Here is a 25,036-nt window from a genome sequence, read left to right as displayed (position 1 = left end):
TTCGTCAATGAACCTGAAAAAAGCGCTGAACAAGACCAAACAGGAACGGGAGAGCCATGGCGGGCGTGGAGGTTCCTCTTCCCCTGCGGCGTCCCCGTCATTTCCGGCGGCCCGCTCCGGATCGGATTGGCACGCCCCCGTGTACTCCGAATCGAAAACCGTTTCCATCGACCTTGATACCGCGGTCCGCAACCATTGCGTGGCCCTGTCCGCCGATTTTACCGAAGTGGACTATTACAAGGTCCTCCGAACGCAACTGCGGCAAATCGGCAAGGAGAAAACCTGGAATACGATCATGGTCACCAGCGTCGCCCCGGGTGAAGGTAAGACGGTCACGGCCATCAACCTGGCCGCCACCTTCGCACGGGAATACAACCAAACCGTGCTCCTGGTGGATGCGGATTTGCGCCGGCAATCGATTCACCGCTACCTGGGCTACCCCAGTTCATCGGGTTTGCGGGACTACCTGGAAGAACGGGCACCCATGAACGATATCATCACGTGGCCGGGAATCGAAAAATTCACCGTTATTTCCGGCGGCCAGCCGGTTGAGGAGAGTGCCGAACTGATGGGTTCCCCGCGGATGCAGACACTGGTGGCGGAACTAAAAAGCCGCTATGCGGACCGTTATGTCATCTTCGATGTGCCGCCGGTCATGGGGGGGGCGGACGCACTGGCATTCGCCCCCCTGGTGGATTGCATCATCATCGTCGTCGGGGTCGGGATTACCCTCCGGCAGGATCTCACCAAGGCACTCGAAATGCTTCCCCAGGAAAAAATGGCCGGATTCGTTCTCAACCGATTTGACCGGGCCACGGCACATCGGTACGGTCATTGACGGGCAACACATGATGGTCGGGCGCAACGATAGTATTCAAGACAATGTTTTTGGGCCGCGTTATCGGTCGTCGCAGTATGGTTTATACGGCTTCCTCCTCTGGCCTTGCCAAAAACATTGTCTTAAACACGATAACATCCCGCGTCCGCGAGATTGCATCCAACAAAACGGCAATTGGGCCTTGTTCCCAATTGCCGTTTTGTGTTCTTAGCCTTTTATTTTCAGGATTCGCAAGTCTTGATCTCGGGCTTGTTACGAATCCGTCGGAAATGCGACTTTTTACCAGTGCATCAGCTTTTGGATCCGAGCTTCTTGAGCATGGCTTCGGCGCGCTCGCGCCCCATGAACGCGGTATCGCCACGGGTGGCGGTCTTCAGCCGTTTTCTGGCCGATTCGATATCGCCGTTTTTTTCCAACACCACGCCCATATGGTAGTTAATCAACGGATCTTCGGGAGCAGCGGCAATCAACTTCTCATAAATTTCCAGGGCCTGTTTCGTGTCGCCCTGCTTGAAGTAGATCCAACCCAGGGTATCGACGATCGCCCCTTGGCCGGGTTTCATGCGATAGGCGGCCGAAGCGATCTTGAGGGCCTTTTCAAGGGCCTCTTTTGAATCGTTCCGATCGGCCATCAAGAACGCCAGCCGATTGGCCGCGGTCCAGAAACCCGGCACCTGACCGACACCTTTTTCATAAACGGCAATGGCTTTCTCAAAGGCGTCCTTGTTTTCATATAGGCTTCCCAGGGTGAGGTAGGCGACCGCGTTCTTGGGGTTTCGGGTCAATGCCGTCTCGAGATGCCGGATGGCGGCATCCTTCATGCCTTGCAGGAGGAAAAGAGCCGCCAAGTCGTTGCTCGCCTGGGGCCATTGGGGATCCAGCGCCGCGGCCTTTTCGAAAGCCTGTTGCGCCTCCTTATACTTCTTCATTTTGGCGAAGGCCTTTCCCTTGAGGTCATGGGCCAGGGCTTCGTCGGGATGGGCCTTCAACCGTGCGTTGCCCAGAGCCAGGACATCGTCATACCGCTCGGCTGCGAGCAAGGCGCCGGTCAGTTCGGCGGCCAGAAGGGAGTTCTGATCGCTTTGACGATAACCGCCACGCAACTGGTCGATGGCGAGATCCGTCTTTTTCTGATAGGTATAGAGCCGCGCCAGCTTGACATAACCCAGGGGGGTCCGCGGTGCCTTGCGGATGATTTCGTTGTAGGCCGCTTCGGCTTTATTCTCTTTTTTCCTTGATAGGTAGAAATCGCCCAGTTCCGCCTGCACATCGACGGCATTCGGGTATTTATCGACCAGATGGCGAAGGTGCGCCTCGGCCTGGATGTCATCCTGGTCCTTCAGGCAGACCCGGTAGGCGGTCATGCGCAGACTCGGGTTGTCGGGCGCGATGTTGAGTCCCTTGTCCAGCGCCGCCTTGGCATTTGACAGTTGGCCGAGAAGAACGTAGCAATCGGCCAGTTGGACATACCCATCCAAAAATCGGGCTGACGCGCCAGAACGGCGTTGAAATCGGCGATCGCGTCATCGATCCTGCCACGGGTTTTGAACACCACCCCACGAGAGGCCAGGGCCTGCAGGTTGTCAGGGTCCTTGGCCAGAATTGCGTCGAGGTAGGTTTGGGCGCTTACCGGATCCTTGATCGCCAGGTAGATTTTGGCCAACGCGTTGCGCAGATCGTTACGCTCCTTTTCATTGGCTTTTGACTTCCCATCAAGGTCCTTTTTCAACAGGTCGATGGCGGCCTGGGTCTTTCCTGTTTTAAGGTACAGCTCCCCCAGCGCCAACCGCAAGGTTGCCCCCGGATCGCCGGCGGCGATCCCCTTCATCAGAAGATCCGTTGCCCGATCGATCTGCTTTTGTTCAAGATAGAAGTTGGCCACGGCGATTCTGACGGCCGGATTGTTCGTGTTTTTCTCGACAGTCTGGCTCAGGAGCCGATCGGCTTTGGCATCATCCTTGGTTTGCCCGTAGAGTTGTGCCAGGGCAATGGCATGGTCGGCATTTTCCGGGGCCAGGCGGGTGACCGTTTCCATGGAAGCCTGAGCGCCTTTCACGTCTCCGCCACGCAGGAGAAGGTTTGCCATTTGCAGGTGCAGGACGGCTGCCTTGGGATTCTTCTTGATGCCGAACTCCAGGATGACCCGGCCCTTGATCGCGTCCCCCTTTTTAAAATAGGCCCCGGAGAGCAGCAGGATCAGGTTTACGTCGCGCTCTCCTTTCACATAGATCGGGTCAAGCAACTGAATCGCCGCATCCGTCTGGTCCTTTGATAGCAGGGCCGAGCCTTGACCAGGGTTGCCGCCAGGTTGTCGGGCTGGCGTTTCAGAATCGTTTCGACCCGCTGCAATGCCGCATCGGGCTTGCGCGCAAGCATGTAAATGCGGCTCAGGGCCAGTTGGGCATCGGTATGGTCGGGGTCGAGGCTCGTGGCCTTGACGAAATCATCCAGGGCTTTTTTGATGTTTTTCTCTTTAAGATTCACCTGGCCGAGGTTGAAGTAGGCATCCGCATAGTTCGGATACCCAGCAATCGCTTCGGTCAGTTTTTTCCTGGCGGTTGTGTAATCCGCTTTTTCATAGGCCTCAATCCCCTTTTTCAGGGCCTTGCGGGCCGACCGCCCCGGGCCGTCGGCGGCCACGGTGGTGCAGGCAGCGGAAAACAAAAAAACAATGATCAAAATGGCTGCACGCGTTGATATCATTTTTCCTCGAAAGATGGCGTTACGGTAACTGGATATGTTCATCGTGCTATCCCTTCTCCATCATATCGGTCAGTGTCTGTGAAGTGGGCGGTGTTTCAAGCCAACGATTCGTGACACGCCCGTTGCTTACAAAAAGATACTGGGGCAAGGGCTGTTTATCCATTATTCCTCATCCCGGATCGTCTGGTCATCGATCTTATCAAGATAAGCCTGGATCAGCTTTTCCAATTCGACCTTCTTGATCTGGGTAAAGGGCTCCACCTTGAGAATGGACGTCGCAAAAATTCCTTTTTCATCATACCGGGCCAGGATGGACTTGGCGGTATCGGCCATTTTTTGGTTTTCGTTGTGGTAACGATCCCGGGTACGGCTGGCAAACTGCAAGTCCGACTGCAACTGCCGGAGATTCTCCTCCATCTCCGCTATTTTTCCATCGCGCTGTTTGACGGTTTTCTGGGCTTGCCGGTAGGATTCGGTGAGCGAATCGAGTTTCTCCCGCCATTTTTCGATGGCGTCATCTTTCTCTTTTATCCGTGTTTCCAAGGCAATGACCTTGGCACCGACTTTCTTTTCGATGGTCGCCATCTCCGTCGTCTGCTGTTTCAATTGCGCGGAGAGTTCATGGATTTTTTGCTCAGCCTGACGCGTGAGCCCCTCGGCGGCCAGTTTTGCCCGCTGCATGGCCGCCGCCTGGGCTTTCTGCTCGACATATTTGCGCTGCAGCAAGTCGGCACGCCGGTTTGTGGCGTCCATCTCCTTGATCAACGCCGCATGGGCTTCGGAGAGGGTATGCAGGCGATATCCCAGAAAACTGCACAACGCGGCCATGATAATGACAATGATCCAAACCGTGCGCTTCCTAACCAATGTTCTACCCTTTTACTCGTCGTGCTTGCGTGTAAAAATCAAGGCGAAACCCGATCCCTTGCCGTTTAGAACCTGGCGTTGAAGTCCACCTGCAGCGTATCGACGCCGAATTGCGGCCCTTTAATTTCGTCTGACGAAAGCCAGCGGGCGGTCAACCAAAGATTACGATACAGACCGTATTCACAATTGAGAATCCATCCTTTGGCATTGGTCCCCCCCAGGTGAAAATCGGAATCCGTGAATGCATCCAATACCGCATCCGCCCCAAGGTATTTGTACTTCAGCCCAACATTCCACTCACCAAAATTACTAATTTTCGGATAGCCGACCATGGCACCAAACATATAGCCATCGGTGTCTTCGACCGGGCTGTCGTCTCCGGTGACCTCCGCCACGCGATCAGCATCAAAGCCAAAATTTTTGACGTATTGGGCGTCCAAGATGATGTGAATCGGATGAAAAATCCCGATATCGGTTTTTAGGAGAATATCCAATATGTTGTAATCCGTCGCCAAGGCGGTCTGAATGGTATCCTCCGGGTCGATATCCATCAGCGTATTGCCTTTCTGCTGATATAAAGGCGCCGTGAAATTATTCTCATTGGGGTATGCTAATGTATTTTGAATCCCTTCGACATTCTGATAGTCGTAATAGGCGGCGGATAGGGCAAACGCCATATTGTAGCTCGGCTGGTACTGGAGACCAACCTGTGCTCCCCACAACCATTTGTCGCGGTTTGAGAATTCCTCTTCCTGCAAGGGGAAAACGCCCGCCGTGAAAAACAAGTTCATTGGTCGCATCTGCTCAGTATCGGTTTCGTAACTGACGGCCAACCCTTCGAAGTTCAGATCCCCGTCCCACACCAGATCCGTGGAAAACCAGGGGTTCGCAAACCGTCCGCCGACAATACTGATCTGTGGCATGCGATCAAACCACGGATTGATAGGATGCCACTTCCACTTGAGGTAGGCACGGTCAAAGACAAGACTGTCCCGGTTGAAATAGTCCCCCATGGTGTCGTTTGTAGAAACCGGATCCTCCTCGTTGCCAGTGGTGAATCGAAATCCTGTTTCTACTTGACCGACGTTGATCTCCCGATAATCGACGAGTCTGGCTTTCAAACCCAGGCGAGCCCGATATCTGAAACGATGTCGGTCCTCGGTAGTATTCATCACACGGCTGGTATCATCCGGGTTGACGAAAATTGCATTGCCGTCCACGAAAGCGTCCTGTTGGTAGCGCAGCCTGACATCGCCGCTGATCGTAATTCGCTGGGCCCACTCGGACTTGATGGATTTGTCCACCAGCTGATCGAGAACACCGGCTTCCATGTCGTCGATACGGCGGGTTAACAAACGGTGGTCGAGCATCGTGGCGCCGCTTGTCCGCTCGAACTTTTCCTGCAAGGCTGCAACGTCTTGCTGGGTTGCCGGTTCGGGTTTCGGCGTTTTTTCAGTCCCGGTCAATTTTGGCTGCCCCCCGGCAGGAATCTGCGGCCCACGAATTCGCTGCATAAAAGCGGTTGCTTCTTCTTCGGTAATGATGCCTTTCTCTTTTAACAGCTCGAGAATAGCCCGAGTTTGGTCGTCGGACAAACTCGCAGGATGACGCTCCTGGGCCGGAAGAATGCCAACAAAACAAAATAATGTAACACTCACAATCAATACAAGTCGTATAAATCGTCTGGGCATAGATACGCTCCTACTTCACCGTCCATTAGGTTCTTGGGAATGGTTGCAACGATGGGTTATCCCCACGGTTGCCGTGTAAAATGGCAGGACGAAATAAAACGACACTATCCTTTTGCTGAAATTTTAAGTTTTATGATACGGGGCATTCCACGAGGCGGGGGCTCGCTGATGGAGGCCAGTTTAAGAGCATTGATCACGGCATCATCCATCTTTCGGTCACCTGACGACTTGGCGAGCTGGTAGTCGACAATTTTACCGAAATTATCAATTTCTATCTGAATCAGCGCCTTCAGGTTGCCATCCGGAATTCCGCCATTTTCTTCCATATGACGATTCATCTGTTTGCGCAGTTCGTCTTGAATAATGCGGGTATACCAAGCGTAACGGTGCATCAGCGTAACGGAATTACCGCCCCCGCCGATCAATGCCCTTCCGCCTTTGTTGGCCCGCAAACCAAAACCGTCCGTTCCAGCAGATCCTTCGGCATCCAATCCCAGATCTTCTCCAGGAGGGGTATCGTCGGGGGGTTGATCTTCCGACGCCTCCGGAGGTTGGTCTTCGGGTTCAGTTTCGAGGATCTCTTCCTGCTTCTTAACCTCCGGTTCGGGCGGTTTCTCTTTCATCTTTGGCGGAGGCGGCGGTTTGACCACGGTTACCATCTGGATTCGTCGCTGGCGGTGGCGGCCATCATCCCTTAACAGATATTTGACCCCATACACTGTTCCGGTGACCATCAGGGCTAACGCTATCACGAGAACTCCCCTGATAAGAAGGATGTTTGCCTGTTTGTCTTGCGTTTCCATTTTCAATCCGTAAAATAAAAGAAGATCGGAAAAAATCGTTGGTCTCATGTAGAGCTGGAATTTGTAGGGTAAGTTTGTTTGGAAAATATTAGAGAAAAAAAATATAGGAGTATATCATCTGATTATCCATACTTCGAGTTGTGGAAGCGGGCGATGATAGAGACGAGCGGATTAGACGTTTTTACCCGAACCACCAGAGGGTGTGAAGTCAAGGCAAAAATCGCCTGAACCATTTCGTCAATCATGCAGATATAGATCCGGTTAAGCGGCACCCAAGGCAGAAAAGGCAGACTGGAGAATGCCGGAAAGCGTATGATAAAGTTGACAAGGGTGCGCCTGAATAGCAGGACAGACGACCCTGAAGCATCAGAATAGGCGAATCACAACCACTGTCAGAAGCATGCCCGACTGACCCTGTATTGCTCACTTTCCCCGCCTACTTCACCAGTTTTTGGGTAACCAGTCCCATTTGGGTGATTTCCAGCCGCTGCATCAGATCCAGCACATCCACGACTTTCTCATAATAATTTTGGCATCTCCCTTGATGACAACAGGGAAATCCGCTTCCACGGCCTTGTACTGACGCAATCGGGTCTCCATCTCGGCAAGGGTGACGGGATAGGCATCTAGGTAGTATTGGCCGCTGGCGTCAATGGTAATGGCCTTGGTTTTGGGTTTGACCAAGCTGGGCGTGTTGCTGGCCTTGGGAAGGTTAACCTTGATCCCCTGAACCGAGGCCGTGACGGCAATAATGAACACTACCAGCAGCGTCCAGGCAAGATCCAGCAAGGGCGTGACATTGATCTCGTCATAGCCTTTCAGGTCAAACAGATCCCGTCTCATGCCGTTTCTCCCGCTTGGTTTTCGGCCTTCATGGAAAAATCGTCTATAAATACGGCCAGATCCACCGTGATATCCTTGATCCGGGTCGTCAGAAAGTTGTAGGCGAACAGGGCCGGGATGGCCACGATCAAGCCGACGACGGTGGTCGACAGGGCCGAGGCGACACCCGGGGCGATGGCCATGATATTGGCTTCGCCGGCTTCGGCCATGGCGGCGAAAGTATTCATCACGCCCCATACGGTACCGAGAAGCCCCAGAAACGGTCCTCCCGAGATGGCCAGGGTCAGCACGGTCAAATTGCTGTTGAGCCGCTTGGTTTCATCGATGTAGTTTTTCTCCAGCTCGTTCTTCATGGCCTTTAGCATTTGCGGGGATGCCATGGGCAATGTCGCCCCGTCAGCATCGCCAAGCATGCCGTTTCGAATAACCGCATATCCGGCGCGATACAGACGGCAGAGGCCTAAATTGGCAAAACGATCCGTTTCAACGGAGGTGACCACCGGGTTGTCACACGCTTGAAAGGCCGTCATGAATTGGCGATTCTCACGATCGGCCCTGAGCAGAAAACCGGCCTTGCCGATAAACACCATCCAGCTAACGATGGAGAGCACCATCAACAGCCCAATGACGATCAAACCGTCCAAGGTGACATTCCTCAAGATCGTGCCCAGGTAAAAGGCCGGCATGCCCCCGCCGCCGCCCATCTCTTCGATTCCATAGGCGATCATTTTTCCTTCGGGGCCCTGATTGGCGAAGATCGCCCGAATCCGGTCGGCGGAAAGGGGACGGGTGTAGATTCCGACTTCGTCCAGATCACCGAAGACACCGTGGCCGCCGGCGTCGGCATCGCCGATCATCAGATCACCCTCGGGCAGTGGCAATGTCGTGGGCAACGCGATCCAGGTCATCTGCATGCCATCGATAAATATGGTGAGATTGCCGCCGGAAGCGCCAGTCACCGTAACCAAGTGCCACGACCCGGTGGGCAAATCACTGCTGGTGTCCGTGGTCGCCGACTCGCTTTCGTCGGCGTTGGTCACGGTGGCATACACCCGGGTTCCATCGATGCCGACCCTAAGGGCGGCTTTGTCGTCCTGACGGGCAAACAGCCAGGCATCGGTCTGACCCTGGTTGATCCGTACCCAGGCGCTGAAGCTGAATCCGGCGGAAAACGAAAGGCTGGGCGAGCTGGCCGTTTCGATGTGGTCTCCGGCGCCATTGAGGGTGATTCCGTTGCCGATCACCCCCGGCAGTCCCTGACCGCCGGTAAAAACAACGGCGTGGTTGTTATTGACGGTGGCATCCTTGGGGGGGCCTTCCATCTCCCCCAGATGGTAGGCGACCACCTGATCGGCCGCGAAGCTACCCCCCGGATCCTGGCCGCCGACAGCCTCTTCGTTGCCGTAATACATCCAGATAAAGCCCTGATCCGTGGCACCGCCGATTCTTGGCACCTTCACCCAGATCAGGGCAATCTCGTCGAGAACATCGATCTTCTCGATATGGTGCTTGAGCAGGGTGACATCGTCGGCATCCACGAAGCGGATATCGCCGCCGTCGTCACGGGCGCTGGTGAAGGCAAAATTCCCCGAATGCAGGCGGATCAACACCGTTAGGTCGTTATATTTTCCTTGACGTCCGCCGCCGTGGAAGTCGTGTCGAAACTGATCTTGCGCCGGTATTGCCAACCCTCGTTCCACCATCCGTCTTCGGCCGAGCAAAGGCCTGGCAAAATTAATAGACCAAGGAGCATCGATATTAGCCAGACCCAAAACACCGTCGTCGTTCTTCTCACACGAGCCTCCAGGATAGTGCTGATAGACAAAACAAAGCAATCATTGCGTGTCAGCGTTATTATCGGATGCGCCGGATGCTTCCGTCCCCCCAAAACCGATTACTTCCACAGCCAGCCACTTGGGCACCAGATTCTCAGAGAGGTCATCCACATATTTGGAAAAGCGCTCCTGGGCACTGGATAGGCCGGCTTGTTCTTCGGCGACCTTGCTGGTCTCTGACACCGCCCCTGATCCGGCAAGGGCACCCAGGCTGGTAGCGGCCAGGGAGGTGTCGGGCACCCCCACGGCGGCTCCGCCCACCTCGATGTTTTGGACGTTGACAACCTCTATCGCCGCCAGGATGATATTGCTTCCGGCAATACCGGCTTCGCCGGCATCGATTTGGCCTGTCGGCGCAAAAAGATAAATATCGCCGGCATCGGGCTGTTCGATGTTTCCTTCAGGGCCGTCCGGATCATAGGTCAGGGCGCGAATGCCGCTGCCCACCGAGGGCGGTGACCATACGACGTAGGGGTCGCCGTTCTCATCATAGTCGATTGTCGGTGCAGAAGCGGTGATCGCCGTTTTCGAGCCTTTGCCGGCGTTGATATCCCCTTCTTGGGACCACACCGTAATGTCTCCCATACCATTATCGCCACCTAGAAAAGTCATCACCCGCGACTCGTTGACGTTCAGGTCCCCGTTGACGTAGATGTTGATGGACCCGCCGGAGGTGGTGTAGATACCGGTATTCTCTTCGCTGGATGCAGAGAAGGTCGACTTGCCCACGTTCATCTCGCCAGTGGCCACCATGTATATGTGTCCCGCATTTCCGCTGGTGAAGATTTCTGAATTGACCATGTTGATGTCGCCTTCGCCAATCTCGACACCATCGAAATAGGGATTGATCACATTCTCGTTGATATCCTCGAGGATCTCCTGGGCGCCCTCGGTATTCCCTTTTGCCAAGGCCTCGCTGTACGCCTGGCCCAGCTCCCGGATATCATCGAAAAGGGTTGCTGTATCCGCCAATCGAGCGGAGAGGTTGGTCAAATCCAGGTCCAGGCCAGCATAAATGGTTAGGGTCGCGGGAGGATCACCGGCCGCTTCGTCCGGCGTTGGCAATGCCGGGTTCCAAATACCACCCACCGCCCGGATGCCTTCGGAGGATCCCAGGTCGATGGTGTTGCCGGCTGAGATGACGATATCGCCGCCCCCCCCGATTTCAATGCCCGAATTGTTTACCGTGACGAGGCCGGTCGTAAAATAAATATCGTGGCCGGCGGCGATCACGGTGGTATCGTCCAGATTGATGTTCTGGGCGTGATAATAAATATTGGCGATATCCCCACCGGCGATCAAGGTCGATGCCTTGGGAATGTAAAACAGCAGATCACGGACATCCCCGCCGGCGGTAATAACAGCCGGATCGGGGTCGTCTTGATGTAGCAGTTCGTCGTCATGGGCATAGCCGTCGATGATGAGCTGATAAACCGATTTGCCATTCTCGGCAACTCCGTAGATCAGGGAGGGGGCCACATCGGACATGGCCAGGATGTAACGCGCCTGGAAACTCGATTCGCTGGTTGCGCTTCGGATGTCTCCACCGGCCGATAGATTCAGACTCCCGGTTGCACTGGGGGCCAGGTAAAAGGACTTTCCCAGGATAATGTCGCCGGCCGCATCGATGGTCAAATTGGCCGGCAAGATGCGAATCCTGCTATTTTGATCCGCCAATTTATCGTAAAACCGCGTATCCCCCGTCAAAAGGACGCTGCCCGTGACTGACGTCAAGGTGACCGAGGACGCCTCGGTGTATCTCAAATCCCAACTATTGAGTGAGGAGTAGTCAAAGTTGGCGATCGTCGGATTCAGCACCGTGCCCAACGCGATGCTGCCTTGGGCCACCAGCTCGATTTGGGCATCGAAGGCTTCGATGGGTTGGTCGTCGAAGTTTTCCAACGTACCAAAATTTTCCAGCGTGCTCAGCCGGGCCTGCCCCTCGCTGATCAGAAACCGGCCATTGAGATTTCCACCAGCGGCCAGCGTCAGGTCGCCTTCGCCAAAGAGACCGACAGCGCTGGTCACATCGCCGTCAGCCTGGATGGTCACATCCCCGCCGGCCATGGCAACGATGCCTTTACTACCGCCATGTCTATACGCTGCATGATAGTATAGCCCGTTGTACGATGATGCATCCCAGGCATCCTTTTTCAACGTCTTCCCGCGGATGTCTTCGCCCACCTCCAGAATGATGCTGCCACCGTTGGTGTATGACCAGTATTCATTTGAGAGAAGTCTAAGCTCAGCGGTTGTCGCCGAGGCATCCGGCTCTGGTGCTTGGCCAACGGTACGGATGGCACCGCTGTAGTTCCCGTTGGTCAGGACAAGATCTCGGGAAACCGTCAAATGGATATCGCTGGTTGCCGTCTGGATACCACTGCCGTATGTACTGTCATCGGCCTGGAAAAACAGATCCCCGCCGGTATACCCCTCAACCACTCCGGAGAACGAGCCGATGTTGTAGCCCATGTTCGCAGTGGTCATGGGGTCCTGCCTCCCGGCAGCACTGCCCACCACCGTATCGCCGGCCGAAGCGAAGCGGATGGCACCGCTTTCCGTATAGACCCGCACATCATCTTCGATCGTCAACTGGCCTGCCACGGCAGAGGGGTTGACCGCCATGAAATCAGTGCTGTCAAGGTCTGCACCGGCAACCAGGTTGATCCCCCAGGAACGCTGGGTGGTGCTCGCCCGCAGGGTCAAAGCATTGGTGCGCGCATCGATGATGTTTTCGTTAACGGTCAAGTCGCCAGCGCTGCGAAGGGTCAACACTCCGACGGCCGAGTATCCCCCATAATCGCTAAAGTCGATCTCCTCGGCCACCCGCAGGTCATCCTTGGACCGGATTTCAACGCCCGCGAGAACCTGCAGGTCGTCATCGCCGACCCCTGTCAATTGGTGGGTGAACGCCAGGTTGTCCACCCAGGCCTGGGAATCGGCCAAAAGGGTTTGCATATCAACCTCACCCGCTTCGGAAGCGCCGTCGCTCAAAAGCGTGTCGACATCCTCGTAAAGGCTGACCCCTTCGACCGAAACGCTTGCCGCGCCGGTGATGGTGCCTTCAAGGCGCATGTTCACATCGGTCCGATCTTCGTTCTGCTTGGCTCTGAAATAGACGCTGCCGCCATCTTCGCCACCACCGCCGGAAACGTCGATCCGGGCGTCGGACAGGGTCAAGGCCTCGGCGGCATCGCCCACGGCGTTGAGCGTCACACTGCCCCCCTGGCCTTCGCTTTCGGCCGAGGCATCGATCTCGCCGGACAAGAGAATGGTGTCGGCATTGACCTCTACCGAACCACCGTCAGCACTCGAGGCCTTGATGGTACCGGCAATTTCCACGGTTCCACTGTCGGCAGTCAGCGATACCGCATGGGCGGTCAATGTGTCATCGCCAGCCAGGTAAAGGCCACCCCGGCTGACCAGCAGGTCGATCTGCTCGTCGAACCCGCCTGCGGCCAACATGTTGGCAATACCTGAGAGATCGTCGATCAAAAGGGTATCCAGGGTGAAACGTCCTCCCGTGCCGCCGTTGGCCTGCCCGTATAGGTTGCCGGCCACCCGGACCTCGCTGTCAGGCGCGACGATGGTAATGGATCCCGCATCCCCCTGGGCCCCCGCGGATACATCCACGACCGCCCCGTTAACGATGTCGACTCCCCCCGTAACTGCCTCCAAAAAGATGCTGCCACCGGTTGCATTATCGGTTCCGGAAACATCCAGGCTGGCGCCGGTCCGCAAATAGATACCGTCATCCGCCGCCGTTCCGGTGGACGTCAGACGAATCGTTCCCGAGGCTGATGATCCGGCCGCCGTGATTGACGCTCGCCGCTTGCAGGGTGATGGCGCCGCCGTAGCCACTACCGGTTTCTGCCGTGCTGCCGTTGAATCGGGTGGTGATGGTTCCATTTTCGGCCACAAAGGCCGCATCAGCCACGGTAACCGTGGAGAGATCGTCCGCTTCCTCCCCGGTCGTCTCGATCAGGGCGGTTACCAGGGCGGCCGACTCAATGTTCAGGTCGCCGTCGGTGGTCAGAACGCCCTCTCCGGAAACAACCAGACTGTTGGTAACCGAGATGGCCAGCTCTGCGGCACCCACCACCGCCAGGTCGTTGGTGGCATCGCCATCGGCGTTTGTATCGGCCATCTGGCCAAACGTGATGGCCATGTCGGTGGCGGAAAAGGCGATCGCCCCCGTTGCGTTTGCGGACGTCTCGGCAGCCGTGAAAACCTCGTTCGCAAGGCTGGTGTTTTGCAGGATGACCTGGGAAGCCGCAACGGCAACACGGCCACCGTCCAGCACGATGCTATCGCTGTCCATCACCAGGTCCCGGCGGCCTGCAGAGCCACATCGCCCATGAAGGTGATGTCCGATCGGCTCGCGAGACTTATGGTCCCGATCGTCCAAATCTTGTTCCAGAGGGTTCCGTCGATGACGAGGCCGTCCATGGCATCCTGCTCAGCGGCATTTTCGACAATCACGATGGCATCGCTGGCCAATGTCAGCGCACTGTGGTCCACGACGATATCGCCGTCCAGATCGAGGATGCGGGTGTCAATCGCAATTTCGTTGGTGGCGTGCAGGGTGGCCGATTCGTCCACCGTCAGCTTCCCTCGGGTGAATCCAGGGTGAGGATGCCTCCCGCCTCTCCCGAGGCGCTGAGCAGGCTGTTGGCTCCGACGGTGATACTTTCGGTAGCGGTAATGGTGATATTCTCCGCTCCCAGGGTCGAGCCAGCCTCGAAGCTCACCGTCTCGGTGAGGCTGGCATCACCGAGTTGCACACTGCCGAAACCGCCGTCGCTGATGGCGCTGGCGTTGATGATTAGCTGATTTGCAAGGTCGTCCGGCAGCAAACTGGTATAGGTGAACCCGTCCGGCAGTTCGGCACCGGTGGTACTGGCGGTAATGGTCTGGCTGCTCAGGGCCAGCGTTCCTCCGCTGTATTCCTCGGCCAGGGGTGCCGCCGCATAGGTGCCGTTGAGCAGGATCGTACCGGCGGTAACCGAAAAGGTTCCAGCGTCACCGGCAGTAATGCTTTCCACACTGTAACTACCCTCGGCCAGGACATCTTCAGCGCTGCGCACGCTGTACAAATGCTGCTGGGATGCGGAGAAATCCGTGCCCGCGACGACTGTGTAGCCCTTGCTCACCCCATAGCCGTCAGCGGTCAGGGAGGTGCTGCCGTTTGCGGTGGTTACCGCCCCAAGGTCCTCGATAACCATGGCCCCCTCGGCAAAGGCGTAGGATTCGTCCAGAATGGTGTACACCCCCTCCGCAATCAGGTCGTTGCCAGCCAAATAGACCGCCTCACCAGGCAAAGACGCCGAATAGCCGGGAACGATCACGTAAACACCATCCAACGGGTCAGTGGATCCGTCGACGCTGGCAATCCACTGGTATCCGAAAACCTCTCCGCCACCAGAGATGTCCACGGTCGCCCCGTCCCGCATGATCACTTCGTCGGCCACCAGGGTCACGGCAACCCCCGGCGCATCCTCGATCTCCTTTGATGCGTCCTTTGGGGATGTTTTGTCCTTCGTTTGCCAGACGATGCCCTCATCGTCAAAATAGCCGTAGTTGACCGTGGTCTCGCCGGCAACGGAGAGCAAGCTGTCATCGTCCAGGTAAATGCGCCCGCCTTCCGCTGTGGCGGTCATCTCAATCTGGCCCATGGGGGCGTACCAGCGCCCGGCATGCTGGATGTTGGCGGCTTCCAGGGTGAGGCTGCCGTACGCGGAATAAACCGGGTTGGTCGATGGGTTGGCAGTTGTCGCCCGAGTGGTGATGTTGCCGGAAGTAACAATGGAAAAAGCCGTCCCCGTGGTGGGGTAGACCCGGTCGGCATCGATGATCAGGGTCGCCTCCTCGGTGTCAAGGCGGCCCGACCAGACATAGGTATTCCCTAAGTCGTATTGAATATCCTCCAGCCGCAGGTCATGGGTGGCATTGAGGCTGACAGTATCGAAGCCGGAAAGGATGATGTCGCCGGCAATGTCGATCCAGCCGGCGGACAGATGCATTACGCCGCCAACCGCGATCGCTGAGTCGTCATCGGAATCACCAGACAGGTAGGTGTTGGTCAGTACAATCCAGGGGGCATCTACAGCGATGGTTTGATTACTGGTTGAAATCACCGGGGCGTCGAGCGTGAACTTTCTTTCCAGGTTGGCGTCCAGGGCGGTTATGAAAACCAGTTCGTTGTTGCTGGCCAGGGTGATGTCGTCGAAGCCGGCCTGAATGTAAGCCTCGAGCGCCGTGGATGACACTTCATAGGCTGTACCGATGGCGGTCTTCCTGACACTCAGGGTGCCGCCGTGCATGCTTTCCAGGATCGCCTGCCCTCGCAGTTCGCCTTGCAGCTGAAAATCATTCTCGTAGGCGATATCGATAGTTCCCGGCGCGCCGGCAACGGTTTTGGATTGGTAGGTGCCGTCATCATCCAACAGGAGGTAGTCCACCGGCCGGGAAGCGGAGACGTCCAGCACGGCATTTTCCGCCACGATCAGATCCGCGGCGGCGGTGAGGGTGATGCTCCCGCCGTCCAGGGCCTCGTATACCGTGTCCAAAATGGTTTTTGTGGTTTGTTTGGTCGCCAAGTTGTATGCGGCCGCCGACACCCGTGCACCGGATTGAATGGTCAGGGCCATGCCGCTGTCCATGGATGTCGCCTCGAGGTCGATGTTTCCGGCCAGGGCCGACACCTGCCCGGCGATCTCCACGGAGGGGGCGGTGATGCCGATGGTGCCCTGAGGAGCGACCGCCAAAACGGCATCGGCGTCTATGCTCGCCGTAGCCAGTTCATTCTGTTCGGTGAGTTCGGTTGGGAGGATATACTCACAGGTGTTGGATGCATACAGCGTTTTCCCGGCACGAAGGGTGATAGCCGATTCGCCGACCTCGTCGAGCGTCACCCGGACGATTGTCTCGCCGTTGCCTGCCGTAATGGATGTCTCGCCTGCGGTATAGTTCTCAGCCGCTGCATCGGTGCTGTTGGCAACGAGGTCCGGCCAGGCGAGCCTCAGGGTGGACGGTGCCAGAACCACGCCGCCGTCAACAGCCAGGTCGGTCACGCTCGCCAGATGGATCACCGAAGCCCCGGTGAGGTCAAGCTGATCGTCGCTGATGGAAAAAGCACCATCGATTTCATCGGTCAACGGATCGGTGGCGACGAAGTCCTCGGGTAACGTCGACGCCTGGGGGTCCGCCGTCACGGTCATTTCCTCGGCGTGCAGATCAATGGTTCCCCCATCGGCATCGGACAGTGCGTAGGCGTATAGATCTCCGTCCAGATGGATCGAGGCGCCGGATATCTGGATCGTCCCGGCATTTCCGCCGCTGACCGTCCTTCCATTGTCGATTCGCCATCCGCCACTGACGTCGACCGTTGCCTCCGGCATGACGATTATACCCTCCCCGGAGGTGGTCCAATCCGCCAGGATGACCGTTCCGCCATCGATCTGACCCGGGTCGCACGTCGCGCCATCCAATTGCACCTCGTCAGTCAAATCGATATGCTCACCGGAAACATCGATGAGGCTGCCGCTGCCCAGATAGATTCTTTCGTACCCCAAGGTTTCGATGTCGATGTAGGATTCATCATTGGCGTCGGAGCTTTTGTTGCTGGCCAGGATCAGACTGACCTCGCCGTCGGGAACGATGATCTCACCGTAATGCTCGATATGCCGTCCGGCCAGGGTCAGCGAACTGTTGGGATCCAATCGGATCACCGCATCGGCCGCGACAACGATACTTTCGCGGACCGACAGGGTGACGTCACGTAATCCCGATTGATTGAGAAGGTCGGCGGCAACGATCGACAATCCGTCCAGAGACGGGGAGAGTTCACTGGTAACATCAAAATCCGCATCGAGCAGATAGCGTTGCGCGGAAATCAATATCTTCGATACCATGGGATCACGGTCTGCCCACTCGCCGCCGGAATAGGCTCCGCCGACGTACAACGTTCCCGCCTTGGGACGTTCGATCCCCATGGTGCTCTGGTAGCCGTTGTCGTCGGTCCCTTCGTTCTCCTCGGTCTGGTAGAGTCCGGCCGTCACCGAACCATCCAGCATTCCATTGAGCAGAACCACCGGCGCAATGACGTTCAACGAGCCGGCGTCGTCTCCCTGGATGTAGCCCTCCGCATAGTTATGCACGGCACTGGCCGACCCGGTATGGTAAACGCCGTTGTAGGAAGTCGACATGCCGAACCGCTCATTGGTATCGGCAACCGGATTGTCGGGCGAAATGACGAGATCGTAGACCAGGTTGTCGGGCGCGTTTGCGATGCGGTAGACGTCGGTTCCTGAAACCAAGATGGTCGTATCGGTCATCCCATCGGTGTAAATGATACCGCCTCCCGAAAAGTCGATTGTCGATCCTGAGCGGGCAATAACATCGCCGTTTGCGGACGTAATCTCGATATTGCCACCGGCCGTGCTGCGCTCCAGGGCGGTTTTCGAATTGGTGGTCAGCGTACCGGAGACATCGCCAATGTTTGGCCCCTCCACCAGGTTGAAATAGACCGTTTGCCCTTTCAGAATGCTGTCCTTCTGGGCGTAATCGTCCTTCAACTCAACACTGTTGAGCTGAACACTGGCCACCGCCGCTTCCGCCGGCAGGACCACCCAACTGCCACTGACATCGATCAGGCTGGTCGCATCCAGGTAGACGCGCCCGCCACCGCTTATCGTGACGTTGCCCGAGGGTGCCACGATGGATCCCTTGACATCGATGGGGCCTTCGCTTCCCAGGGTGATTTCGCCGGTGAAGAAATCGGAGGTTTCCGCCACGGCTTCGTCGGAGTCGGAGATGGGGCTGGTGGTCAGGCTCTCTTCGCCGAGCGTCAGGGCATCCGAGGCCTTTAAAACGATCCGCCCCCTTTGGCGGATGGCCGTCACCGCCTTGACCAACCCCTCCTGATTGACCACTTGGCCGAACATGCCGATGTAGCCACTGTATGCATCCAGGGAGCCGGCGGCGAAATTCACGGCGTGATCGGTGGTGGCACCGTTGTAGCTGACCGAGTAGGTTTCTCCCGTGGTGGTTTCATTTTCGGTGACCGCCACCTCGGAGCCGGCTGCCAGAATGATGGTGCCCAGCGGAGACGTGATGCTGCCATTGTTCTCCACCACCGGGGCGATGAGCATCACCATGCCGTCGTTGTCCGTTGCCATGGTCCCGTGATTTGCGATCGCCACCGCCGAACCATCATAGCCGTCCATCTCCTGGTAATTTTCGGCGGCAAACGTCATCAAATCGTCTTCAAATGCATCCTGGGCGATATTCAGTGAGGACGCCACCAGCCCATGGACGTCAACACGTGATCCATGGCTGAATAGCATGCCGTTTTGATTGATCAGGTAAACGCTTCCGTCAGCGGTCAGGCGCCCGAAGATCTGGCTGGGGTTGTGGTCGTAGATGCGGTTCAGGGCCGACCAGTCGGTATTGCCCTGCTGGTCGAAGTGGGCCCAGGCATTGGCGCCGATGTCGAAGGATTTCCATTCCAGGACCGCCTTATCGTCCGACTGATGAACGATCAGCTTATTGCTTCCCACTTGTTCCAGGCCGGAGACGTTGCTGACGATACTCTGTATCACCGGCAGTTGATTGGCCGATGGCTGCACCAGATTGCCTGAGGACCCATAAAAACCGGGGATATTTTGCGCGGCGAGGACCGTCGGAAACAGAATCAGGTCGAGCGCCAGTATGAAAGCCAACAGCCGGTTTAGGAAAAATGACGGTTTCATCGCTTAAGTTCCCAATAGAGGGTGCTTTTCCGCGTCGATATCGACAATCGCTTTCATCAGAATTGAAGTTTGGTTAAAAAATAGACAACATGATCCCCATATTCGGTATCCGTGGTGGATTCCAGCGCCATGCCCCAATCCACAACGGCTTCAAATCGGTTGCCCCAGGCCAGCCGAAGGCCGGCACCCGCCCCCTGCAATTTGGTTTCACCGTCCTCTCCTGGCAGGGGGTCGTTTTTGGACAGGTAGGCCGCATCATAAAAAGCATTTAGGTTAATCTTAAAGCGGCTATCGGCAACGAACAGGCCCGCCAGGTCCGGACTGTTCAGCACGGCGTTGCCGAGCGCCCCATTGTCACCGCTGGCTTCACTCTCCTTGAATCCGTGAACGCTCATCATGCCGCCGGCGGTGAATTGCTCGTTGGAAATCAAGGGTTGATCCGCGAGTTGCCCATTGGCCTTGACCTGCAGGCTCAACCCGCCGGGAAGGTTCTGTATCCGTTCCAGCCCCGCGCTCAACACCACGTAATTTCCCCGGGCATTGTAGCGCTTGTATTCGAATTCGCTTTCGCTGCTCACCAGCCCCCTTAGCGCCAGCCCCAAACCAAGGTTGAAGCGTGTGACACCGGTTTCTCCCTTCACGGAAGAACTGTAGGAAAGACTCAGCGGAAGGTAACTGACGGGGACGGTTTCGGATTCCTCGCCGAACCGTTGATCTTCGTCGAAATCCTTGTAATCCACGCCGAGGGACAGATTGTGCGCGTATTCACCGACACGGGGCAGTGGGATGATCTCGCGAAACCCGACGATGGACCCTTTCCCAACGACGGTAAAGTCCCCCCCAAAGGCCGTATCGCTGTCCGATAACACGCCGTAAAGCACACTCATGTTGTCTGCACTGAAAAAGGAGGGCCATACATAGGAGCCGGAAAAGAGCTTTACCTCCTGGGTGTCCTGGGGCGAGGTCTGAAACTGAACGGACAGGGAGTGGTCCTTCTGCCACAAATTGTCGTAGCGCAGCATGCCGTTAAGCCGCAGTTCGGTGGTGGTGTGGGTGTTGCGGTTGTTGAGTTCCAGGCTACCGTGCAGGGGCAGCTTGTCCTTGACCTTGAGCTCCACATCGATAGTGCAGTTCCTTGCCCGGCATGAGCACCGGGGCCACCTTGAGGTCAGGGTTGCGGTTCAGGTCGGCCAGTTCGGTCTGCACGTTGGGAACATAGAGAATTCTTCCTTCCTGGAAGGTGGGCAGAGCATTGAGAATTTTCTCCATGGTGAAGTAGCGGTTGCCGGTAATACGCACCCGCCGAATTTTGCTCTCGATCACTTTCAGGCGAATGATTCCCTCTTCCACCGTCTGCTCGGGAATATTGACCAGAGCCGTGGGGTATCCTTTCTGGTGGTAGTAGCGTTCCAGGGTGGCGCGGGCCTTTTCCACATCTTCGGCAGTCTTGTCTTCTCCCTGATATTGACGCAATTCATCCAGCAGTGTGGATTCGGGAAAGATAGTGTTACCGGTGATCTCGAACGCTTCAATCCGAAAGCGAATCGTTTCGTCATCAGACTGGGCCAAGTTAGGTTGGGCAACCGAGAAGACAAGGAGTGAGATCAGTCCATAAACCCAATTGAAAATGAGTTTCCGATGGCATTTTTCGCGTCGTCCCGTTGAATGGGTCTTCTTCATTTTTTTCCGCAATTCGGTGTGAAACGAGTTTATATTTGGAAAGTTGCCTAATTCACCGACTGACAATGCTGCGCTGAGGAAGCGGATGGATTCGCGGTATGAATCGCCGTTTGTTCTTCAAGCGGTTTGCCGGCCAGCACCCGATCCAGTTTCAGCGACAGCGTGCCGCCATCCTGAAAGCCACCTATTTTTTCAAGAATTTCTCCCTGGTTGTCCATCAAAACGATCATAGGAAAATCCTTCTGTTCGAACACCGTTTTATACATCCGTTCTTTGTCGGAATCGATCTTCAACCAAACGAATCGATCGTGGAACCGTTTGATGCGCGGGTCTTTGAAGGTGTGATTCAGCATTTTCTGGCTCCACTGGCACCAGTCGGCATAAAGCAACAGGACCAATGGTTTTTGTTCCTGGAAAGCCAAATCCATGGCCGTTTCATGATCCTCGATCCAGGGAATCTCGATTTTCTCGAATGTGCTGAATTTCTTCAGGTCACGCACCGTCACATCAAACCGCAAGTCTTCTCCGGCGAGCGGCTGGTTGTAATCCACATAAAAATGGGTGTCTGTTTTGCTACTGATGATGCCGCGATTGTCATCAACCTTGAATGGATGGCCAATCACCGGATCCAGGGTGATGACGATGCGATCGTTTTCCACGTTGATCGTGGCTACACCGAAATCATCCTCGACGATATCGCCGTCAGTAGCGATGTTTTCCAAGCTTACCATGCCGTCTTTGATACCCGTAACGCGGGAGGAAAAATAGGGCGACAGACGCACCTGTTGGCCTGTTTCCGGGGTATCATCAAAGGTTTTGATGTAAGCGTCAACCGGAATGACGGCGGTTCGGGGAAATGTTCGCTGGCGGGAATAGGTTTTAATCTTCTTCTCATCCCTTGGGCCGAAGCTCTTATCCGCCGGCACCATTACTGTTTTGCGCTCGCCCTTGCGCAGCCCCAGGACGGCCTGTCCAGATCCGGGAAACAGGCCGGCGAAGCCGGCCAGCACGGTTTCGCTTCCGGTGGCCGCTCCGGCCTGGGCAAAAGGATCGCGGTAACGGACATCAATGTGGGCGAACATCTCCGGCTGGGTGGCGTAGACAATTCGTCCCCGCGAATCAAAAACCGTGTAGTCCACCGCCACAAGGTCGGCCGGCTGAACCATGTCAGGATCTTCAGCGAGGTGAATGTTGATAGACATTCTTCCCTTTTCCCTGGCTTCCTTGGAGGCCTTTTCGATAATTTGTTTGAGCTGCTCAAAATCATTGACCTCGGCCTCGATAACGTTACCGTGGGTCACGGCATCGCCGGTTTGGGAGGCGATGGTTAACACAGCGGTTGTCATAACGATACATGCGGCGATCATCAGAAGCTTGATGATCTGGATGGAATTCATGAGGCTTACCTTCATCTATGTGATTGACGGCCGAATGGGCGCAAACCGTTCACTGGTTTTTCACCGCGTTATCACTGCCTTCAGACGCAGGATCCTTCATTCTGTCAGGGGATTCGTTTATATGCGTGGCCGTCACCTCACAGGCCAGTTCGCGTCCGCCAAAGGGATGCTCAAAGTCCACGAAGAAGAGTTTGTCGCTGATATCGACGATACGACCGATATAAGATCCGACGCGTACCAGATCGCCGGGACGAACCTCGATCTCCAGGTCGTAGTGATCGCCCCGGTCGCGGACCATTGCCTCGCCATAGGGCATCATCACCTTCTGGCCTTCCGTGAGCAGGTATTGAACTTCCACGCTGTCCGCGCTTACATTCAGTACCTTCCACGGCATTGCCCGATCGGCAAACAGCGTCGCGCCGGCCACCGGCTCCTGGCCGGTATTGGCGACGAACTGGGCTTTGGGAATGCTGCGCTGTTTGGGCCGCCGCATGGTGCGGGCATACTGCATGTAGCGCTCCATTTTGGGAAGATCGGCAACAGCTTCGGTCGTGACGGTCAGATGGTGGGTGTCTTCATAGGTCAGCCCCTCGAGTTGCTTCGACAAACAAACGGCAATTTCACCGGTCAACGGATGGACCACCGGTTTGTCGGGTAACCGAACTTCCTTGCCCACCGGGATCATGACGGGTGCATAGGACGTGGGCGGAATATAGGCATGGGACAGGCGGGCCGACGCATCATGGGCCACTTCCTTGCGGGTAGTCACCAGAATGGAGCCGTCTTCGATGCGGCAGGTGTAGTTGACTTGCACCGTATCGCCCGAAGCGATGGTATCCATTCTTGACGACGTTGTCGCGCATCCGAAAAAAAGCGCAACCCCCATGATGGCTATAGCCGGTATTCTGCATAACGTCCTGAACGTATCAATGCCATGGCTAAACATAGTCGACAATTGCTCCTTGCTCAATCGGTCGCCATCGTGTCAGCAACGTTGAACGACATTCAACCGTTGGGAAATTTTGATGCATTGTTGGCAAGCAATACTCGCACTACCCCACTTTCGGATCATTGAAAAACGTCTTTTCCGACATGGGTGTTAGCCGATGATTAGAATGATGGCATACAAGCAAAAAAAATACGCTGAAACGCCTTAACCCAGTTTATCCCTTGGATGAGATGAGAAAAAAAAGGAACGGCGGACCTCCGAAGAGACCCGCCGCTGATGAAATGTCAACTGCTAAAGATAAAATGCTACTTCCAGGTCGGCCAGGTAAAATCGTCTGCCTTTTGGACCTTCATCTCGTCGGCGGTGGTCCAGAAAGCGCGGCGGCTCTCCGGCATGTTGGCAGAATCAGAAGCAAAGGCACACAGTTCGAGGATCTTTGCCTTGACAGCCTCATCTTCGTCTTCAAGGAAGTACAGCCACTGGGCAGACCAGAAGTCGTACATGCCGTTGATCAGGGTGTAGGCAACGCCGTCTTTACCCATGTACTTGATGCGCCGAACGGTGGAGTAGCTGCCGTCGGAACCGTCACGGTCTGCACCGTTCTTGTCGGAGTCCGCGTAGCCGACGGCGCCGGCACCGGCGTCACGAATACACCTCATCATGTCCGAGGACCCCTTGTTGAAGTAGGTCTCTGGAACATAACCGAGCATAACGAGGGGATCGGTGGCAGTATGTTCGTCTTTCAGCAGGTTGGCTTCACCGCGCATGACATCGGCGTCCAGGGTGGCGTGGGTACCGGAACCGGCGTGACGCAAGCAGACTTTGATTGCCTGCGCAGGGTATCCGAAGTCGCTCCAGTCATTCACTTGGCCGGAAAAAATGGCGGTGGCCATCATACGGGTCAGGTTCTCCTTGCTGTCGCCGATCGGCCACCAGTCATAATAAGACCCCCAGGTGGCATCACTGGCCAGGTCGAGACCGTCCATCACCACGGTGCCCTGATGAACGAAGAAGGAGAAGGGCACATTGATGGGGCGGCAATTGTCCAATCCGTCGGTATCGACGGGGTTGGCATAATAATCGACGAATCCGCCGCCGTTGGGGCCCAGCAACTGGCCATGAGATTCCTGTCCAAAAGTTTCGCCGGCCACGTCGGAAGCGCCGATCTGGATGTCGGCACAGACCAGCCCATTGACCGTGCCGGCGGCAGCCGGATAAGTCGTAAAGGTGCTGTTGTTGACATTGGCGATCTGGCTCTACCGGTCCCGCAACCGTCGTAGCCCGCTTGATTCGAAACCGCCAAGATGCCCTTCTCGGAGGAAAAGGTGGTATAGGTGAAGGTCACGTTGTCGCCGACACCCTGACAGTCCGTGGCCATGGCAATACCGGTGTCACGGGTTCCATCCACGCCGGTAAGCGAGCCCTTGGCGTGCAGGACGGGACCGTTACAAACACTATCCAGAAATGCGGGCGCGGCTGATGTCCAGAATTCGTACTGGGCGGAAGCGCCGAAGAGGTTGACGGTAATGTCTGCGGCCTGAGCCGGCGCGCCCAAGGTGAGGGCAGCGGCGCCGATCATGGCGCCTTTCATGACTTTCTTAAACATTTTGATTCTCCTTTAACCGTATGATGGTTGGTTTTCCATAGGTCACGCATCTCCCATCGTCGTAAGTTAACC

General features: G+C 56.2%; 19 protein-coding genes. 1 reads left to right on the top strand and 18 read right to left on the bottom strand.

Going from position 1 to position 25,036, the window contains the following annotated elements:
- Positions 1 to 7 precede the first annotated feature (7 nt).
- A complete protein-coding gene (locus tag JCM12296_RS01355) occupies positions 8 to 838 on the top strand; it encodes a CpsD/CapB family tyrosine-protein kinase (RefSeq protein WP_054689056.1) in 831 nt (276 codons plus the stop codon).
- Between the two features lie 290 nt (positions 839 to 1,128).
- Here JCM12296_RS01355 and JCM12296_RS01350 read toward each other — a convergent pair whose 3' ends face one another.
- The 18 genes from JCM12296_RS01350 to JCM12296_RS43160 form a co-directional block, all read right to left on the bottom strand.
- The gene (locus JCM12296_RS01350; RefSeq protein WP_083455695.1) at positions 1,129 to 2,316 is read right to left on the bottom strand and encodes a tetratricopeptide repeat protein; all 1,188 of its coding nucleotides are present in this window, start codon (positions 2,314 to 2,316) and stop codon (positions 1,129 to 1,131) included.
- The gene (locus JCM12296_RS01345) at positions 2,199 to 3,080 is read right to left on the bottom strand and encodes a tetratricopeptide repeat protein (RefSeq protein ID WP_157067283.1); all 882 of its coding nucleotides are present in this window, start codon (positions 3,078 to 3,080) and stop codon (positions 2,199 to 2,201) included. Before JCM12296_RS01345 ends, JCM12296_RS01350 begins: the two co-directional genes overlap by 118 nt.
- Positions 3,059 to 3,541, bottom strand: coding sequence for a tetratricopeptide repeat protein (locus tag JCM12296_RS01340; RefSeq protein ID WP_218187915.1), 483 nt, complete (start codon positions 3,539 to 3,541; stop codon positions 3,059 to 3,061). The genes JCM12296_RS01345 and JCM12296_RS01340 overlap by 22 nt, the downstream gene beginning before the upstream one ends.
- Positions 3,542 to 3,703: 162 nt before the next feature.
- Positions 3,704 to 4,408, bottom strand: a complete 705-nt coding sequence (locus JCM12296_RS01335; protein WP_054689049.1) for a hypothetical protein — start codon at positions 4,406 to 4,408, stop codon at positions 3,704 to 3,706.
- A gap of 65 nt (positions 4,409 to 4,473) precedes the next feature.
- Positions 4,474 to 6,099, bottom strand: coding sequence for a putative porin (locus tag JCM12296_RS01330; RefSeq protein WP_083455694.1), 1,626 nt, complete (start codon positions 6,097 to 6,099; stop codon positions 4,474 to 4,476).
- Between the two features lie 104 nt (positions 6,100 to 6,203).
- Entirely contained in the window at positions 6,204 to 6,902 is a 699-nt protein-coding gene (locus JCM12296_RS01325) for a TonB family protein (RefSeq protein WP_054689044.1), read from the bottom strand.
- Positions 6,903 to 7,394: 492 nt separating this feature from the next.
- Entirely contained in the window at positions 7,395 to 7,745 is a 351-nt protein-coding gene (locus JCM12296_RS01320) for an ExbD/TolR family protein (RefSeq protein ID WP_218187914.1), read from the bottom strand.
- Complete coding sequence (locus tag JCM12296_RS01315) at positions 7,742 to 9,433, bottom strand: MotA/TolQ/ExbB proton channel family protein (RefSeq protein WP_172683717.1); 1,692 nt, start codon at positions 9,431 to 9,433, stop codon at positions 7,742 to 7,744. The genes JCM12296_RS01320 and JCM12296_RS01315 overlap by 4 nt, the downstream gene beginning before the upstream one ends.
- 147 nt (positions 9,434 to 9,580) lie before the next feature.
- Positions 9,581 to 13,441: a filamentous haemagglutinin family protein gene (locus JCM12296_RS01305; protein ID WP_172683716.1), complete on the bottom strand. Its 3,861-nt coding sequence runs from the start codon at positions 13,439 to 13,441 to the stop codon at positions 9,581 to 9,583.
- Complete coding sequence (locus tag JCM12296_RS39570; RefSeq protein ID WP_054689036.1) at positions 13,332 to 13,901, bottom strand: hypothetical protein; 570 nt, start codon at positions 13,899 to 13,901, stop codon at positions 13,332 to 13,334. Before JCM12296_RS39570 ends, JCM12296_RS01305 begins: the two co-directional genes overlap by 110 nt.
- Complete coding sequence (locus JCM12296_RS01295) at positions 13,901 to 14,182, bottom strand: hypothetical protein (RefSeq protein ID WP_054689034.1); 282 nt, start codon at positions 14,180 to 14,182, stop codon at positions 13,901 to 13,903. The genes JCM12296_RS39570 and JCM12296_RS01295 overlap by 1 nt, the downstream gene beginning before the upstream one ends.
- Positions 14,183 to 14,184: 2 nt before the next feature.
- Positions 14,185 to 19,332, bottom strand: coding sequence for a two-partner secretion domain-containing protein (locus JCM12296_RS01290; protein ID WP_054689031.1), 5,148 nt, complete (start codon positions 19,330 to 19,332; stop codon positions 14,185 to 14,187).
- 56 nt (positions 19,333 to 19,388) lie between these two features.
- Positions 19,389 to 20,450: a ShlB/FhaC/HecB family hemolysin secretion/activation protein gene (locus JCM12296_RS01285; RefSeq protein ID WP_054689029.1), complete on the bottom strand. Its 1,062-nt coding sequence runs from the start codon at positions 20,448 to 20,450 to the stop codon at positions 19,389 to 19,391.
- Complete coding sequence (locus JCM12296_RS01280) at positions 20,410 to 20,901, bottom strand: POTRA domain-containing protein (RefSeq protein ID WP_172683715.1); 492 nt, start codon at positions 20,899 to 20,901, stop codon at positions 20,410 to 20,412. The genes JCM12296_RS01285 and JCM12296_RS01280 overlap by 41 nt, the downstream gene beginning before the upstream one ends.
- Positions 20,902 to 21,059: 158 nt before the next feature.
- Positions 21,060 to 22,409, bottom strand: coding sequence for a thioredoxin family protein (locus JCM12296_RS01275; protein WP_054689025.1), 1,350 nt, complete (start codon positions 22,407 to 22,409; stop codon positions 21,060 to 21,062).
- A 49-nt stretch (positions 22,410 to 22,458) separates the two neighbouring features.
- Positions 22,459 to 23,295, bottom strand: coding sequence for a peptidylprolyl isomerase (locus tag JCM12296_RS01270; protein WP_157067281.1), 837 nt, complete (start codon positions 23,293 to 23,295; stop codon positions 22,459 to 22,461).
- 368 nt (positions 23,296 to 23,663) lie between these two features.
- Positions 23,664 to 24,344: a substrate-binding domain-containing protein gene (locus JCM12296_RS01265; protein ID WP_281491894.1), complete on the bottom strand. Its 681-nt coding sequence runs from the start codon at positions 24,342 to 24,344 to the stop codon at positions 23,664 to 23,666.
- Complete coding sequence (locus JCM12296_RS43160; protein WP_246803893.1) at positions 24,344 to 24,964, bottom strand: hypothetical protein; 621 nt, start codon at positions 24,962 to 24,964, stop codon at positions 24,344 to 24,346. The genes JCM12296_RS01265 and JCM12296_RS43160 overlap by 1 nt, the downstream gene beginning before the upstream one ends.
- Positions 24,965 to 25,036: the final 72 nt, after the last annotated feature.

The organism is Desulfosarcina cetonica JCM 12296 (assembly GCF_001311845.1).
GTDB classification, from domain to species: domain Bacteria; phylum Desulfobacterota; class Desulfobacteria; order Desulfobacterales; family Desulfosarcinaceae; genus Desulfosarcina; species Desulfosarcina cetonica.
Note: the sequence above shows the minus strand (reverse complement) of the source record. Positions and strands in the feature narration are given on the sequence as shown.

Excerpts from the sequence above, each read along its gene's own strand:
- JCM12296_RS01340 (WP_218187915.1), bottom strand. The coding sequence starts at position 3,541 with ATGATATCAACGCGTGCAGCCATTTTGATCATTGTTTTTTTGTTTTCC.
- JCM12296_RS39570 (WP_054689036.1), bottom strand. The coding sequence starts at position 13,901 with ATGGACAGCGATAGCATCGTGCTGGACGGTGGCCGTGTTGCCGTTGCG.
- JCM12296_RS01320 (WP_218187914.1), bottom strand. The coding sequence starts at position 7,745 with ATGAGACGGGATCTGTTTGACCTGAAAGGCTATGACGAGATCAATGTC.
- JCM12296_RS01290 (WP_054689031.1), bottom strand. The coding sequence starts at position 19,332 with ATGAAACCGTCATTTTTCCTAAACCGGCTGTTGGCTTTCATACTGGCG.
- JCM12296_RS01265 (WP_281491894.1), bottom strand. The coding sequence starts at position 24,344 with ATGGACGGTCTCGACCTGGCCAGTGATGCCACCTGGGGGTCTTATTAT.
- JCM12296_RS43160 (WP_246803893.1), bottom strand. The coding sequence starts at position 24,964 with ATGTTTAAGAAAGTCATGAAAGGCGCCATGATCGGCGCCGCTGCCCTC.
- JCM12296_RS01355 (WP_054689056.1), top strand. The coding sequence starts at position 8 with ATGAACCTGAAAAAAGCGCTGAACAAGACCAAACAGGAACGGGAGAGC.
- JCM12296_RS01325 (WP_054689044.1), bottom strand. The coding sequence starts at position 6,902 with ATGGAAACGCAAGACAAACAGGCAAACATCCTTCTTATCAGGGGAGTT.
- JCM12296_RS01270 (WP_157067281.1), bottom strand. The coding sequence starts at position 23,295 with ATGGGGGTTGCGCTTTTTTTCGGATGCGCGACAACGTCGTCAAGAATG.
- JCM12296_RS01275 (WP_054689025.1), bottom strand. The coding sequence starts at position 22,409 with ATGAATTCCATCCAGATCATCAAGCTTCTGATGATCGCCGCATGTATC.
- JCM12296_RS01330 (WP_083455694.1), bottom strand. The coding sequence starts at position 6,099 with ATGCCCAGACGATTTATACGACTTGTATTGATTGTGAGTGTTACATTA.